At 68.4% G+C, this 13,836-nt stretch carries 16 protein-coding genes; 5 read left to right on the forward strand and 11 right to left on the reverse strand.

From position 1 onward, the window contains the following. Window positions 1-35 precede the first annotated feature (35 nt). Together G3I60_RS36290 and G3I60_RS36295 are read left to right on the forward strand one after the other, a co-directional pair. The gene (locus tag G3I60_RS36290; protein ID WP_164294831.1) at window positions 36-788 is read left to right on the forward strand and encodes a TetR/AcrR family transcriptional regulator; all 753 of its coding nucleotides are present in this window, start codon (window positions 36-38) and stop codon (window positions 786-788) included. 69 nt (window positions 789-857) lie between these two features. Further along, window positions 858-1,322: a PPOX class F420-dependent oxidoreductase gene (locus G3I60_RS36295; RefSeq protein WP_164294830.1), complete on the forward strand. Its 465-nt coding sequence runs from the start codon at window positions 858-860 to the stop codon at window positions 1,320-1,322. A gap of 25 nt (window positions 1,323-1,347) precedes the next feature. Here G3I60_RS36295 and G3I60_RS36300 read toward each other — a convergent pair whose 3' ends face one another. The 4 genes from G3I60_RS36300 to G3I60_RS36315 all read right to left on the reverse strand — a co-directional run bounded on the left by G3I60_RS36300 (window position 1,348) and on the right by G3I60_RS36315 (window position 6,614). Beyond that, the gene (locus tag G3I60_RS36300) at window positions 1,348-2,175 is read right to left on the reverse strand and encodes a YceI family protein (protein ID WP_164294829.1); all 828 of its coding nucleotides are present in this window, start codon (window positions 2,173-2,175) and stop codon (window positions 1,348-1,350) included. Between the two features lie 309 nt (window positions 2,176-2,484). After that, window positions 2,485-4,950, reverse strand: coding sequence for an MFS transporter (locus tag G3I60_RS36305; protein ID WP_164294828.1), 2,466 nt, complete (start codon window positions 4,948-4,950; stop codon window positions 2,485-2,487). Window positions 4,951-4,961: 11 nt separating this feature from the next. Continuing rightward, window positions 4,962-5,492 carry a MarR family winged helix-turn-helix transcriptional regulator gene (locus G3I60_RS36310; protein ID WP_138356295.1) on the reverse strand — a complete coding sequence of 177 codons (531 nt, stop codon included), beginning with the start codon at window positions 5,490-5,492 and terminating at the stop codon, window positions 4,962-4,964. 186 nt (window positions 5,493-5,678) lie between these two features. Beyond that, the gene (locus G3I60_RS36315; RefSeq protein WP_164294827.1) at window positions 5,679-6,614 is read right to left on the reverse strand and encodes an aldo/keto reductase; all 936 of its coding nucleotides are present in this window, start codon (window positions 6,612-6,614) and stop codon (window positions 5,679-5,681) included. Between the two features lie 148 nt (window positions 6,615-6,762). On the opposite strand from G3I60_RS36315, the gene G3I60_RS36320 reads away from it, so the two are divergent. Beyond that, entirely contained in the window at window positions 6,763-6,951 is a 189-nt protein-coding gene (locus tag G3I60_RS36320; RefSeq protein ID WP_138356277.1) for a hypothetical protein, read from the forward strand. Between the two features lie 37 nt (window positions 6,952-6,988). Here G3I60_RS36320 and G3I60_RS36325 read toward each other — a convergent pair whose 3' ends face one another. From G3I60_RS36325 to G3I60_RS44775, 5 genes are all read right to left on the reverse strand, one after another. Next, a complete protein-coding gene (locus G3I60_RS36325) occupies window positions 6,989-7,768 on the reverse strand; it encodes a hypothetical protein (RefSeq protein ID WP_239070702.1) in 780 nt (259 codons plus the stop codon). 44 nt (window positions 7,769-7,812) lie between these two features. Continuing rightward, the gene (locus G3I60_RS36330; RefSeq protein ID WP_138356276.1) at window positions 7,813-8,643 is read right to left on the reverse strand and encodes an RNA polymerase sigma factor SigF; all 831 of its coding nucleotides are present in this window, start codon (window positions 8,641-8,643) and stop codon (window positions 7,813-7,815) included. Between the two features lie 168 nt (window positions 8,644-8,811). Then, window positions 8,812-9,639 carry an RNA polymerase sigma factor SigF gene (locus G3I60_RS36335; protein ID WP_138356275.1) on the reverse strand — a complete coding sequence of 276 codons (828 nt, stop codon included), beginning with the start codon at window positions 9,637-9,639 and terminating at the stop codon, window positions 8,812-8,814. Between the two features lie 232 nt (window positions 9,640-9,871). Beyond that, a complete protein-coding gene (locus tag G3I60_RS36340) occupies window positions 9,872-10,165 on the reverse strand; it encodes a Dabb family protein (RefSeq protein ID WP_138356274.1) in 294 nt (97 codons plus the stop codon). Window positions 10,166-10,193: 28 nt separating this feature from the next. After that, window positions 10,194-10,358 carry a hypothetical protein gene (locus G3I60_RS44775; RefSeq protein WP_187144938.1) on the reverse strand — a complete coding sequence of 55 codons (165 nt, stop codon included), beginning with the start codon at window positions 10,356-10,358 and terminating at the stop codon, window positions 10,194-10,196. Between the two features lie 579 nt (window positions 10,359-10,937). Between G3I60_RS44775 and G3I60_RS36345 the strand changes: the two genes are divergently transcribed. Together G3I60_RS36345 and G3I60_RS36350 are read left to right on the forward strand one after the other, a co-directional pair. Continuing rightward, window positions 10,938-11,387: a GntR family transcriptional regulator gene (locus G3I60_RS36345; protein ID WP_164608271.1), complete on the forward strand. Its 450-nt coding sequence runs from the start codon at window positions 10,938-10,940 to the stop codon at window positions 11,385-11,387. 11 nt (window positions 11,388-11,398) lie between these two features. Continuing rightward, window positions 11,399-11,977, forward strand: a complete 579-nt coding sequence (locus G3I60_RS36350) for an HD domain-containing protein (protein WP_203674766.1) — start codon at window positions 11,399-11,401, stop codon at window positions 11,975-11,977. On the opposite strand, the gene G3I60_RS36355 is transcribed toward G3I60_RS36350, so the two are convergent. After that, window positions 11,956-12,429: an NUDIX hydrolase gene (locus G3I60_RS36355; RefSeq protein WP_164608273.1), complete on the reverse strand. Its 474-nt coding sequence runs from the start codon at window positions 12,427-12,429 to the stop codon at window positions 11,956-11,958. The two genes, G3I60_RS36350 and G3I60_RS36355, sit on opposite strands and share 22 nt — an antisense overlap. Next, complete coding sequence (locus G3I60_RS36360) at window positions 12,426-13,196, reverse strand: helix-turn-helix domain-containing protein (RefSeq protein ID WP_164608274.1); 771 nt, start codon at window positions 13,194-13,196, stop codon at window positions 12,426-12,428. Before G3I60_RS36360 ends, G3I60_RS36355 begins: the two co-directional genes overlap by 4 nt. Window positions 13,197-13,836 lie beyond the last annotated feature (640 nt).

The following is a 13,836-nucleotide window of genomic DNA, read 5'->3' on the forward strand; positions in this document are numbered from 1 at the left end:
CGACGACCCGGAACACCCGAAGGGAACCGCCCGCCATGGCCGAGGACAGCCGCGCGACCACGCCCGGTGCCAGCGTGTGGCTGCACGAACGTCCGGCGGCCAAGCGCCGCAGCGAGCAGCCGGCCGGACTGGACCGCGACAGGATCGTCGCGACCGCCGTCCGGCTGCTCGACACGGACGGTCTCGCCAAGTTCTCGATGCGCAAGCTCGCCGCCGAGCTGGGCGTGACCGCGATGTCCGTCTACTGGTACGTCGACAGCAAGGACGACCTGCTGGAGCGCGTCCTGGACGCGGTCCACGGCGAGATCGCGCTGCCGGCCGAGGAGCCGGACGCCGACTGGCGCGACGAGGTACGCCAACTCGCCGTCGGCTACCGCGCGATGCTGGTGCGCCATTCCTGGACGGCGCACCTGATCGGCGAATACCTCAACATCGGTCCGTTCGCGATGGACTTCGCGAACCTCTCGATGCGCGCCCTGGCCCGTTCCGGCCTGGCGGCCGAGCAGATGACCGGCGCGCTCGGCTGCGTCTTCCAGTTCGTCTACGGCTACGGCACCGTCGAGGGCCGGTGGGGCGAACGGTTCCGGGCCAGCGGCCAGGACGAGGACGACTTCTACGCCGACTGGGCCGGCACCGTCGCGGACCGTCCCGGCTTCGAGGAGTCGCTCGATCTGCTCAAACACCGCACCGTGTCCGTCGCCGAGCAGCGCGAGCGGGATTTCACCTTCGGGCTGGAGTGCGTGATCGCCGGTATCGAGACGATGCGCGACCGGCACCTGCGGACCTGAAGACCTGAGGGCTCCGGGGACCGGCGTGCGCACCGGCCCGGCAGGGAGCCGCGCCGCTAGTGTTTTGGCATGGCTCCCAAAACGATTGCCACCAACACCAAGGCGTCCCTCGACGAGCTGCTGGAGTTCGTCCGCCCACGCCACCGCGCGATCCTGCTCACCACCCGCGCGGACGGCCGGCCCCAGGGCTCGCCGCTGACCTGCGGTGTCGACGACTCCGGGCGGATCGTCGTGTCCACCTACCCGGAACGCGCCAAGACGAGGAACGCCCGGCGGGATCCGCGCGCCAGCGTCATCGTCCTCTCCGACGACTGGAGCGGGCCCTGGGTGCAGATCGACGGCTCTGCCGAGGTCATCGATCCGCCGGACTCCGTCGAGCCGCTCGTCGAGTACTTCCGCAACATCTCGGGTGAACACCCGGACTGGGACGAGTACCGGGCCGCGATGATCAAGCAGGGCAAGTCGCTGATCCGCGTCACCCCGGAGCGCTGGGGCCCGATCGCGACCGGCGGATTCCCGGCCCGCCTCGCGTAACGCCCCCGGCACCCTGGCTCTCGCGTTACGACCCGGGCAGTTCGGTGCCGCGCACCGCCTGGATGGCGAGTTCGACCTTGAGCGTGGTGCCGATGGCGGCGATCCCGGCCTGCACGACCTGGTTGTAGTTCATCGCGAAGTCGGCGCGGCGCAGCTCGGTCGTGGCGCGGAAGGCGGTGCGCACCCCGCCCCACGGGTCGGGGCCGGTGCCGAGGTACGCGAGGTCGAGATCGACGGGCCGCGTGACGCCGTGCAGGGTCAGTTCGCCCTGCACGGTCCAGCGCTCCTCGCCGGCCGGCTCCAGGCCGCCCGTACTGCGGTAGGTGATCTTGGGGTGGACCTCGGCGTCGAGGAAGTCGGAGGAGCGCAGATGCCCGTCCCGCAGGGCGTTGCCGGTGTCGATCGACGCGGCCTCGATGACGGCGTCGACGGATGACGCGGCTGTCCGCCCGTCGATCTCGATCCGCCCGCCGAACACGGTGAACCGGCCCTGCACGCTGGAGATCCCGAGGTGCTGGGCGGTCGCGGTGACCGAGGAGTGCGCCGGGTCGATGGTCCAGGTGCCGGGCGGCGGCAGTTCCACGCCGCCCGCGCGGTGGAGCGTCACGGTGCCCGCGTCGGCGGACCCCGACGCGGTGACGATCGCGGTCGAGGCGGCCGGCAGATACCCGATCGCCGTCACGATGGCGGTGTAGGAGCCGGCGGGCAGCGGTCCGGTACGGACGACGCCGTCGGAATCGGCCTCCTGGCGGTCGACCTGACTGCCCGTCATGTCGGTGACGGTCAGCACCGCGTGCGAGACGGCCCAGCCGTCCCTGGTGCGTACGCGGGCCCGCAGGCCGTGGCTGCTCATCGAGGTTCGCCTCCCGTGACGTGCCGGTGTCCCGTGGGCCCGGCCGTGGTGCTCTGGTGCGGTGGTGCAGTGGTGCCGCGCTGCTGTCGATCGCCGGGCGGGCCCGTTCGACGGAGCCCGCCCGGCGAGGGGATCCGGTGCGACGGCCTCGGCCGTCCCCTGCTCCGGCCGTCGCTCGGATCCCGATCCCTCCGGACCGGCCCGCACCTCTCCGCAAGGCACGCGGGCCGATCGTCCGGAAGCCTGTCCCCCGAAGTCCGAAGTCCGAAGTCCGACGGTCCGGAGTCCGGGGGCTGGGGGCTGTTCCCGTTACCCCTCGGGGTGGTTGAGCTCGACGTCGAACTCCTCGGCCCCGCGCCCCTGCACGCTCAACGCGGTGGCCAGCGGCGGGTAACCGCTCGCGACGAGCGAGTACTCGCCCGCGTCGAGGTCCGTGAACGCGTACGCGCCGTCCGCACCCGTGGTCGTGGTACCGGCCACGTTCCCGGCCGCGTCGACCAGGACGACCTTGGCGTCCGGCAGCGGCCGCCGGTCGGCGCCCGCCCGTACGACGCCGCGCACCTGCGCGCCGGGCTGGAGCACGACCTCGACGCGGGTGGCGCCGGTGCCGCCGACCTCGACGGGCAGCGCGGCCGGCCGGAAGCCGGGGGCGTTCACGGCGACGGTGAAGTCGCCCGCGGGCAGTTCGGCGAAGGCGAACCCGCCGCCGTCACCGGTCTTCCCGGTGCCCAGCACCTCGCCGCGCACATCGGTCACGACGACCATCGCCTCGACGACCGGCAGGCTGTCGACCGCGCCCAGCACGGTCCCGGTGAGCCCGCCGGCGCCGCTGAGCACCACGTCGAACGGCAGGGGCGCGTCGCCGACCAGCACGGTCGACGCCTGCGGCTGGTGGCCGTCGGCCGCCGCGATCAGGACGTACGAGCCGGCGCCGGGCGCTTCGAGAAGGTAGCGGCCGTCGGAGCCGGTGACGGACCTGCCCAGCTGCTGTCCCTGGAGCGAGATCAGCGTGACCTTGGCGTGGTTGATGGCCGTACCGTCGGTGATCCTGACGATGCCGTGCACGGGCGTGCCGTCGTCGCCGGACGACACCGGCCGGTCGTCCAGTATCGCCACCGGTGTCATGGCGGCCACCTCCTTGGCGAAGGAGGTCGCGGGCAGGGTCACCTCGGCACCACTGGCACTTCCACCGGCGGCGGCAGCCGCTTCCGCTCCCGCGACCTGCTGCAGACCGCTGTTGGTCTTGAGCGCGACCTCCTTGACGAAGATCACCAGCAGCAGCGCGATGAGTGCGAACGGTGCCGCGTACAGGAAGACATCGCCGATGCCACGCCCGTACGCGCTCTCCACGACGCCCTTGACCGGGGCCGGGAGCTTGGCGACGTCCGGGATGCCGCCGCCGTCGCCGCCCTTGATGCCGAGGGCCGCCAGGCCGTCGGACACCAGGCTCGTGACGCGGCTGCCGAGGACGGCGCCGAGCGCCGAGACGCCGACCGCGCCACCGAGCGAGCGGAAGAACGTGACGAGCGAGCTGGCCGCGCCGAGGTCCTCCGGCTTGACCTGGTTCTGCACGGCGAGCACGAGGTTCTGCATCATCATGCCGATGCCGAGACCCAGCAGCGCCATGTAGACGGCGACCTGCCAGTACGGGGTGTCGTAGCGCAGCAGGCCCAGGGTCGCGGCGCCCGCGGTGAGGAGGACTCCGCCGCCGACCAGGAATCCCTTCCAGCGGCCGGTCCTGGTGATGATCTGGCCCGAGACGGTCGAGGAGATGAACAGGCCCGCGATGAGCGGGATGGTCATCACGCCGGACATGGTCGGGGTCTTGCCGCGCGCGAGTTGGAAGTACTGGCTCAGGAAGACGGTGCCGGCGAACATCGCGACGCCGACGAAGAGGCTCGCGAGCGAGGTGAGAGTGATCGTCTTGTTGCGGAACAGCCGCAGCGGAATGATCGGCTCGGACGCCTTGGACTCGACGAACAGGAAGACCAGGCCGAGCAGGAAGGCGCCGGGCACCATCACATAGGTCTGCCAGGACATCCACGGGTAGTTGGTGCCGCCGAGCGAGACCCAGATCATCAGCAGGCTGACGGCCGCGGAGATGAAGAACGCGCCGGACCAGTCGATCTTGACCTTCCGCTTGACCACCGGCAGGTGCAGCGTCTTCTGCAGCACGATGAGCGCGATGATCGCGAACGGTACGCCGACGTAGAAGCACCAGCGCCAGCCGAGCCAGTCGGTGTCGACGATGACGCCGCCGACCAGCGGGCCGCCGACGGTCGCGACGGCGAAGACCGCGCCGAGGTAGCCGCTGTAACGGCCGCGCTCCCGCGGGGAGATCATCGCCGCCATGATCACCTGGGTGAGGGCCGACAGACCGCCGGCGCCGACGCCCTGGAGCACCCGGCAGGCGATCAGCATGCCGGGGTTGGTGGAGAACCCGGCGATGATCGAGCCGAGTACGTAGATGACCAGGGCTATCTGGATCAGCAGCTTCTTGCTGACCAGGTCGGACATCTTGCCCCAGAGCGGGGTGGTGGCGGTGACCGCGAGCAGGGCGGCGGTGACCACCCAGGTGTACGCGCTCTGCCCGCCGCCGATGTCCGCGAGGATGGTGGGCAGGGCGTTGGAGACGATCGTGGACGACAGGATCGCCACGAACAGGCCGAGCAGCAGCCCGGACAGCGCCTCCATGATCTGCCGGTGCGACATGGGGGCCGCGGGCCCACCGTGGGCTTCCGCCTCCCGCACACCGGTCGGTGTGGTTGTAGCCATCTTCGTCCTCGTCAATTCGCGTGTGTACGGGGTGTGTGGGCCGTGCCGGTGCCGGCCGTGGTGGCCGGGTGCGCTGCGTGGGCCGTCCGGGCGTGCGGGGCGTGGGCCTTGGGCCGGCAGTCGCCGAAACTCAGGCGCAGCCGGTCCAGCAGGCCGGACAGCAGGTCGACGTCGTCGTCTGACCAGTCGCTCAGATGGGCCGCCAGCACCTCGGCGGCACGGTCCGAAGAGGCGGCCAGCACCTTTTCGCCGTGCGGGTTCAGGCGCAGCAGCCGGGATCGTTTGTCGAGGGCGTCGGGAGTGCGGTCGATCCAGCCGCGCTCGGCGAGATAGGCGACATGTCTACTGGTGACCGATATATCGATATCGAGATATTCGGCGAGCCGGCTCATCCGCATCTCGCCGTACCGGCCGAGCACGGTGAGCACCGCGACGGTCGAGGGCGGGGTCTCGGGCGGCAGTGCCCGGCCCACTTCCCTGCCGACGCCCATGACGACGCGCAACTGGCGGGCGAGCTCCGCGCAGTGCTCCTTCGTCGCCACAGCCCCGCCGATCGTCTCGTCGTCCAATTGGTTGCCTTGAGCAACTGTAGGGGTGGTTGGTTGCTACAGGCAAATGAATCTGCCCCCAAGGCGGTCAAGAATCCCCAAAGGAATCGCCCGCCTCCAGTAAAGCGAGACGGGCGATCCCCTCGATGGGATAAGCGGGTGCTACGCCATATCCGCAGGTCAGGCGGACGCGGCCGTCAGCCGGTCCAGCTCCTCGGCCGTCAGCTTCAGATCCGCCACCGCCAGCAGCGCCGGCAGCTGCTCCACGGTGCGCGCGCTCGCGATCGGCGCCGCGACGGTCGGCTGCGCCGCCAGCCAGGCCAGCGCCACGGTCGCGACCTCGGCGTCATGCGCCTGCGCGACCTCGTCCAGCGCCACCAGCACCCGCTGTCCGCGGTCCGTCGCCAGGTACTTCCCCGCGCCGCCCGCCCGCGGGCTGTCCACCACGGTGCCGGTCCGGTACTTGCCGGTCAGGAAGCCGGAGGCCAGCGCGTAATAGGGGACCGACGACAGGCCGTGCGAGGCGACCACCTCGGCCATCGCCCCCTCGTAGTCCGTGCGCTCCACCAGGTTGTAGAGCTGCTGCAGGGCGACGTACGAGGCCAGCCCCTCCCGCTCGGAGAAGGCCAGCGACTCCGCCAGCCGCTCCGCGGAGATGTTGGACGCGGCGATCTGCCGCACCTTGCCCTCGCGCACCAGCTCGTCCAGGGCGCCGAGGATCTCCTCGACGGGGATCTGCGGGTCGTCGAAGTGCGTGTAGTAGAGGTCGATGTGGTCCGTGCCGAGCCGGCGCAGCGACGCCTCGGCGGCGGCCCGGATGTTGTCGGCCCGCAGTCCCTTGAAGTCCGGGTGGCTGCTGACCTTGGTGGCGACCACGATCGCGTCCCGATTGCCGCGGGAGGCCAGCCACTTCCCGATGAGGGTCTCCGACTCACCGCCCGAGTTGCCCGGGACCCACGCCGAGTAGCCGTCGGCGGTGTCGACGAAGTTGCCGCCGGCCGCCGCGTACGCGTCCAGTACGGCGAAGCTCTGCGCCTCGTCGGCCGTCCAGCCGAACACGTTGCCGCCCAGGGCGAGCGGGAAGACGTCCAGATCAGATGTTCCGATGCGTGCCATGGGCACCTACAACCGGCCGGGACCCGGCGGTATTCCTGCGGGGAGGTGACGGGGGAGGTTCCGGCGGACGTGACGGGGACGTGGCATCGGTCTCCCAGGCGCACCCGGGGGTGCCCGGGATTCCGCTTGTTCGCTAGGGTCGGGCAGCATGTCGAACCCTGAGAACAACTACGACCCCGCCGGCGACACCCAGATGTTCCGCGCCTTCGTCGAGGAGCCGCAGCAACTCCAGCAGCAGCAGGCCCAGACCGGGTCCGGCAAGCGCACGGGCCTGATCATCGGCATCGTCGTCGCCGTCCTGGTGATCGCCGGAGTCGTCGCGCTCGCGATGCGCTGACGGCACCGCCCGACGGCACGGGACCGGACCGCGTCGCTCACGTAAGGGTGACGTCCCGGGTCTCGATGTGCATGCCCAGCGGAACCCGCCAGGCATCCACGCAGATCTCCCAGGTCTGCGCCTTGGAGGCGCCGCCCGCCAGGGGCACCGGCACCGGCTTCGTGGTCTCGATCGTCGCCCAGTCGATGCCGAGGCCGCCGATGATGTGGGTGCCGAAGGTGACGCTGCCTGAAGTCGCCGCTCTGCCGCCGGAATTGGTGAAGGTGACCGTCACCTTCTCGCACCACCGGTCCGCGGCCGGAGCGCGCTTCGGCGTGCTCGCGGTCAGCCGCGCGGGCGATGCCGGCGGCGTCGTGCCCGGTGGTGGCGTGTGCGGTGGGGTCGTGCCGGGTGGTGCGGGTGCCGTCGAGCCGCCGCCTCCCGGCTGCGACGTCCCCGGTGAACCGTTCCCCGGCGTGCCGGAGCCCCTGGGCGTGGTTCCAGGGGTCGTCCCCTGGCCCCCCGTCGAACCGGGAGCCGATCCGGGAGCGCTGGGGCCTGATCCGGATCCTGGGGTCGAGCCCGGTGCGGACGGTGTGCCACTGCCGGGTCCCGGCGGTGCCGGGCCGTCCAGCGGCACCATCACGACCGGACCGACCGGCGGTACGTCCCCCGTCGCGCCGCCCTGCGAGGGACCGACCCCGCCGACCGCCACGTACCCGTCGTCGCCCGCCGCTCCGCAGCCGGCCGTCGTCATCGCCAGCAGCAGGGCCACGCCAACCGCCGGGACGGCGAGTGCCGCGCCCCGGCGGCCAGACATCCGTGCTATCGCGACCATCGCGCCAGTCTACTGACGGAACGTCAGCGAACCAGCGGGCCGGTCTATTCCGCTGTCAGGCCGTCCCGGAGCTGGGCGAGCGTGCGGGTGAGCAGCCGGGAGACGTGCATCTGGGAGATGCCGACCTCCTCGCCGATCTGCGACTGCGTCATGTTCGCGAAGAACCGCAGCATGATGATCTGGCGCTCACGCGGCGGGAGTTGGGCGAGCAGCGGCTTGAGCGACTCGCGGTACTCCACGCCCTCCAGCGCGGTGTCCTCGTAGCCGAGGCGGTCCGCGAGGGTGCCCTCACCGCTGTCGTCCTCCGGCGGCGGCGAGTCGAGCGAGCTGGCGGTGTAGGCGTTGCCGACCGCGAGGCCGTCGACGACGTCCTCCTCGGACACGCCCAGGCAGACGGCCAGTTCGGCCACCGTCGGCGACCGGTCCAGCTTCTGCGCGAGTTCGTCGCTCGCCTTGGTGAGCGCCAGCCGCAGTTCCTGCAGCCGCCGCGGCACCCGCACCGACCACGACGTATCGCGGAAGAACCGCTTCACCTCGCCGACGATGGTGGGCATCGCGAACGTCGGGAACTCCACGCCGCGGTTGCAGTCGAAGCGGTCGATCGCCTTGATCAGGCCGATCGTGCCCACTTGGACGATGTCTTCCATCGGCTCGTTGCGGCTGCGGAAGCGGGCTGCCGCATACCGAACAAGTGGCAGGTTCAGCTCGATGAGCGTGTCACGCACATAGGTTCGTTCCGGGCTGTCCTGTTCCAGTTCCGCAAGGCGCAGGAACAGCGAACGGGACAGTGTGCGGGTGTCGATGGCTTCGCCGGTGCGTGCATCGATTGGTGCGCTGGTACGGCGCACCTGAGGACTGCCCACCTGAACGGACATGCCACCCCCTTGAGGTCGCGGACGGGTGTCGCGAGCGACGGTTTGTTCCTCCACCTGAATACCGGAGGCCGGGTCGCGACAAACGCGGTTCCTGCAGAATGTCACATGTCGGCAACACGCTGTAGCGCCAAGTCGACATATTTCTGCAGGACCGTTCCTCCCCAAGAGTTACGCTTCGAGCTGGTTTGCGGACCTCAGCCGGGCGAAGCTGCGGGACAGCAGCCGGGACACGTGCATCTGCGAGACGCCCAGCTCGGCACTGATCTGGGACTGCGTCAGATTGCCGAAGTACCGCAGCATGAGGATCCGCCGCTCCCGTTCGGGCAGCTGTACGAGCAGATGCCGGACGAGGTCGCGGTGCTCGACCCCGACCAGCGCCGGATCCTCGTACCCGAGCCGGTCCAGCAGCCCCGGAGCGCCGTCGCCCTCCTGTGCGGCCTCCAGTGAGGTGGCGTGGTACGCCCGCCCCGCCTCCAGGCAGGCCAGCACCTCCTCCTCGGCCAGCTTGAGCCGCTCGGCGATCTCTCCGGTCGTCGGCGACCGGCCGTGCAGCACCGTCAGGTCCTCGATCGCCCCGCTCACCTGGACCCACAGCTCATGGAGCCGGCGGGGTACGTGAACGGTCCGCACGTTGTCCCTGAAGTAACGTTTGATCTCCCCCACCACGGTGGGCATGGCGAAGGTCGGGAACTGCACCCCGCGCTCCGGGTCGAACCGGTCGATCGCGTTGATCAGCCCGATGGTGCCGACCTGGACGACGTCCTCCATGGGCTCGTTCCGGCTGCGGAAGCGGGCTGCCGCGTAGCGGACGAGGGGCAGATTGACCTCGATCAGCGCGGCGCGTACGCGTGCGTGTTCGGGTGTTCCGGGTTCGAGCCCGGAGATCTCCTCGAACAGCACGGTCGTCAGCGCACGCGCTTCCAGGGCATTGGTATTGGGCGTACTCGTCCTACTGCGGGCGAAAGTTGTTGACGCCGTTCGGGCCGACACGGACACACCACCCCTCATCGGTCCACTCATCCGGCAAAAGCGGTCATAGCATCACAATTCATGTGCACTGTACGCAAGCACCTAATAACGCCGTGTTGGGCGGTGAGTTGACCTTGGCGGGACACGACAAAGCCCCCCGCCCGGTGGGCGGGGGGCTGAGCGACAGGCCGTGTGACCGGCCGTGGGACGGGCCGGGACGGGTGCGGCGGCTACCGGGCGGACCGGCGGCCAGGCACCGTCAGAAGGGGTAGTCGGCGATCACCCAGGTCGCGAATTCACGCCACTGGCCCGCCGCCGCCTGGTGTGCGGGGTGCTCCAGATAGGTCTTCAGATCGGCGGCGTCCGCGACCGAGGAGTTGATCGCGAAGTCGTAAGCGATCGGCCGGTCGGTGATGTTCCAGCCGCACTCCCACGAGGTCAGCTCGGGGATCAGCCCGCCGAGCTCCTCGAACGCCTTCGCTCCGGCGGCGACCCGGGACTCGTCACGGCCGACACCGTCATTGAGCTTGAACAGGACCAGATGGCGGATCACGCGGGACTCCTCACCGGCAGCGCGCCGATCAGTTGACCAGCTCGTGCATGAACTCTCCGATGCCTCTTGCGGCGTTCGAAATGCCCTCGAACCCTACCTGCACAAGATCGGCGGCGCGCGCTGGCTGCGTGATGATCGTGTAGAGCACGAAGACCACGAGTACGTACATGGTGACTTTTTTCGCCTGCGCCATGCCCCTTGCCCTCCCCGGCAGCAGTGGCAGCCCCCACCGGCTGTCCCCAGCGTGCGATTGGTGGAGTCTATCCATCGAACGGCCTATTCAGCGGCCCCGCCAGCGGTTCAACCGGCGCTTTAGCACGAAGGTCCCCTTCCTCCTGCCCACATCCGGCGGCCCGCCCGGACGCGCCGTCAGAAGCCGGGAACGACGAAAGCCCCGGCTCGCACGAGCCGGGGCTTTCGTCTTTACTACTGGGTACTGCTCGGTACTGCTCAAGAGCGGTAGCGGTGGGATTTGAACCCACGGTGAAGTTGCCCCCACACACGCTTTCGAGGTCTGTGATCGGCTGTACGGGCCAGGTCAGAGGCCGTGTCGCCAGGGTCTTGACGTGTCTGGCGTACGGCCATGAACGGGCGTGTACGCCAGTGAATGAGACCAGAACTGAGACCACGGTGCGGCGGACCTACAGTCCGAGCATGACCCTGGTCAAGTTGGGTGCGGCGCTCGTGACCCCGGAACAGCTACCCCTACTATCGCCGCGCGCGAGCGTGGCACGCTTGGCTGTGAGCAGTGGAGAGAATCGAAGGAGTCCAAGTGTCGGAGGCCAGTCCTCGCGGGACCTACCTGGTCATCTCGGAGACCTTGCGGAAGGACATCGAAGCGGGCAAAGGCGCTGGTGACGGCCTGCCCTCCGAGGCTGATCTAGTCCGGGCGCATGGCGTTTCGCGCAACACGATCCGTCGCGCGCTCAAAGTTCTCGAAGCGGAGGGTGTCCTTGAGTCTGCCCCCGGCATCGGATGGCGGGTCGCGCAAGGTGGTAGCCGGCGTTCCCTGTCGGAACGCATGGTGGCCGTGATCGAGGAGGACTCGTTGGCAGTCGGTGATTCGTACCCCTCCGAAGCAAAGCTCTGCGCTCGGTTCGACGTTTCCCGTACTGCTGTGCGGCGCGTGCTGGCACAGATGGAGGGGACGGGCCTGTTGGCCACCGTTCACGGCAAGGGGCGCACTGTTCGCGCCCTCCCTACGTCCGCCGTCCGGACGTAGCCTTGACCCCCATGGGACTGACTGAGTGGGCGTACTCGCTCGCCGAATCGATGCTGTCCGAGCCACTGCCGCGTAGGTGGGCTCACTCGCTAGAGGTCGCCAAGCGCGCTCGTTCGCTTCGCCCGATCCTGGGCGGTGACTCCGAGCTAATGGAAGCAGCCGCGGTGTTGCACGACATCGGCTACTCGCCAGCGATCGCCGCTACGGGCTTTCACCCGCTGGACGGGGCCCGCTTCCTTCGGAGTCAGGAAGGAGCAGACGAACGCGTCGTCTGTCTCGTGGCGCATCACTCCTGCGCCCTGCTGGAGGCCGAGGAGCGTGGACTCAGGCAGGAACTGGAGGACGAGTTCCCGCAAGAGAGGGCCGCCCTCGTTGATGCGCTGATCTTCTGCGACATGACGACGACCCCGGACGGCAGGCAGACCACCCCGACCGAACGCGTGAGCGAAATTGTGCAGCGATACGGCCCAGACACGATCGTCGGTCGTTTCATCCAGAGGGCATCGCCGGAGATCCAGGCAGCCTCCCGCCGTGTGGAAACTCGCCTTGCGCAGGCGCAGAGCGCCGGTCAGCCGATGTATGGCTCGTGACGCGAGTCGTCCAAGCCGTGCCGGATGCGCAAGAGCATGGACGGATGGATGGTGAGCGAATCGAGGTCCGCTGGAGCGATCCAGCGGACCTCTTTCGATTCGCTGCTAGTCCGGAGGGAACCGCCTGTCGGGTGGGCGCGGAAGCAAATGGAGAACTGTTGCCTTACCTCTCCATCGTCGTATGCAATAACATGCTGAGGATTGGTGTAGACGCCTACAATCCCATCAACCTCGACGGAAACACCCGTTTCCTCCATCACCTCACGGGTTACGGTGTCCGTGACACTTTCGCCAATGTCGTGGCCGCCCCCGGGCAGTGCCCATAGGTCGTTGTCGGTCTTATGGATTAGCAGTAGCCTTCCGGATTCGTCGCACACGACGGCCGTCACGGACGGGACGACGGAATTAGCCTTAGGGGCATTTGGGTCACGGTAGTAATCGACTCTGCTCATGCGTGGATTCCTTCGCAATCGGTCGGTGAAGTGATGGGGCGGGCAGCTTCCCAGACCCGTTCGACGCTCTCAGCATATGCGTCGAAGAGTTCCCCACCCGGCACGCGCTGTAGGTGCAGCACTGGAGCCATGTACGCGCCCACACCGTAGAGATGTCCATTGGCCAACATCTCGTCATCGGCCCGGTAGATCGAGTTGTAGAGCGTGGTGCTGTGCAATCGAAACTCGACCCCGGGCAACCCAAAGATCGAGCCGTAGTTAATGAGGGCGTTCCGGATCTTCCCAGCCATCGCGGCTCCGATTCCCTCGTCTTCACCGCGCACGGCTACGGCTTGACTTAGCGGATCTCCGAGCATGAATCGGATGGGTACACCAGCCGCAGATTTCTCTCTCACGACGCGGAGGAAGGCGGGATCTTCGGTCAGCCAGAATCCGGAGTAGGCCAGAACATCAAACTGTCGAGTCGCTTGCGCATAGAGGGTCGGCCACAGGCTTTGCATGACGACTGACCGGTGCGGATAGAGCTTGACCAACTCAGCGTTTCCGGAGGCTGTGACTTCCGCAGATGTCCGTTCATCCGGCCAGAGGTAGGACACCTCGCACTTCAGCAGTGACGCGGTCGCGTACTGGAAACGCCGGTATGGCTTGCGCTCCGGGTCGTTGATCCAGCGCTCGACAGTCTTTGCCGCGACCCCCAGTCGTGCCGCGACCTCTTCGAAGGTCAACCCGAGGTCCACGATCGCGCCGCGCAGCCGCTCGTTCGCCATGCCAACCTCCGCTGAGCCGGGACGACTTGGTACGACTTCACCGTAGCGAAGAAGGGTGCAAGTCGTACATGGGCGGGGTCGAACGTCTTCGACCCTGCGGCCAACCTGTAGGTACACCAACAGCGAGGGACTCGCGGAACCGAAGGGCCGAAGGGCTTGACGGAGCTAACTTCCCTCTGCATGATGAGGAACACGTACTACATGTACCTCATCAAAAAGTGCCCGCCTGTACCGGCGGAGCCGCAGGACCCGTAGTGCCCGGACGCCTCCGTGAAACGAGGTGAAAGGCAGCGTCCGTTCCTTGAAAACTGAACAGTGAGTTGATCGACAGGGTTCGAGTCCCTGTCTCCGTGGCGACCGGGTGATGTCGTCTTGGCGGCCCCTTCCCCGCATGCCGGCTCTGGAGAACCACCCCGTTCGGGGTGCCACCTGGTGTGCGCCGCCCTGCTGGCGTCAGAGCAGTGACGATGACGCGCCCGATTCTCAGGCTCGGGACCGGTGGCCGTGGCAACGACCGCTGGTGAAGCCTCGCCCCTCCTCGCTTGGAGGTCGTTGTGTTCCACCGACATCTGTAGGCGCTGCGGCCGTACTGGACCGGTACGGCCGCAACGCCCTTCGCGTCACCGCATGAACCGCCGCG

This window comes from Streptomyces sp. SID13666 (assembly GCF_010548325.1).
In the GTDB taxonomy this organism is placed as follows: Bacteria; Actinomycetota; Actinomycetes; order Streptomycetales; family Streptomycetaceae; genus Actinacidiphila; species Actinacidiphila fildesensis.

Excerpts from the sequence above, each read along its gene's own strand:
- G3I60_RS36290 (WP_164294831.1), top strand. The coding sequence starts at position 36 with ATGGCCGAGGACAGCCGCGCGACCACGCCCGGTGCCAGCGTGTGGCTG.
- G3I60_RS36295 (WP_164294830.1), top strand. The coding sequence starts at position 858 with ATGGCTCCCAAAACGATTGCCACCAACACCAAGGCGTCCCTCGACGAG.
- G3I60_RS36300 (WP_164294829.1), bottom strand. The coding sequence starts at position 2,175 with ATGAGCAGCCACGGCCTGCGGGCCCGCGTACGCACCAGGGACGGCTGG.
- G3I60_RS36305 (WP_164294828.1), bottom strand. The coding sequence starts at position 4,950 with ATGGCTACAACCACACCGACCGGTGTGCGGGAGGCGGAAGCCCACGGT.
- G3I60_RS36315 (WP_164294827.1), bottom strand. The coding sequence starts at position 6,614 with ATGGCACGCATCGGAACATCTGATCTGGACGTCTTCCCGCTCGCCCTG.
- G3I60_RS36320 (WP_138356277.1), top strand. The coding sequence starts at position 6,763 with ATGTCGAACCCTGAGAACAACTACGACCCCGCCGGCGACACCCAGATG.
- G3I60_RS36325 (WP_239070702.1), bottom strand. The coding sequence starts at position 7,768 with ATGGTCGCGATAGCACGGATGTCTGGCCGCCGGGGCGCGGCACTCGCC.
- G3I60_RS36330 (WP_138356276.1), bottom strand. The coding sequence starts at position 8,643 with ATGTCCGTTCAGGTGGGCAGTCCTCAGGTGCGCCGTACCAGCGCACCA.
- G3I60_RS44775 (WP_187144938.1), bottom strand. The coding sequence starts at position 10,358 with ATGGCGCAGGCGAAAAAAGTCACCATGTACGTACTCGTGGTCTTCGTG.
- G3I60_RS36350 (WP_203674766.1), top strand. The coding sequence starts at position 11,399 with ATGGGACTGACTGAGTGGGCGTACTCGCTCGCCGAATCGATGCTGTCC.
- G3I60_RS36355 (WP_164608273.1), bottom strand. The coding sequence starts at position 12,429 with ATGAGCAGAGTCGATTACTACCGTGACCCAAATGCCCCTAAGGCTAAT.
- G3I60_RS36360 (WP_164608274.1), bottom strand. The coding sequence starts at position 13,196 with ATGGCGAACGAGCGGCTGCGCGGCGCGATCGTGGACCTCGGGTTGACC.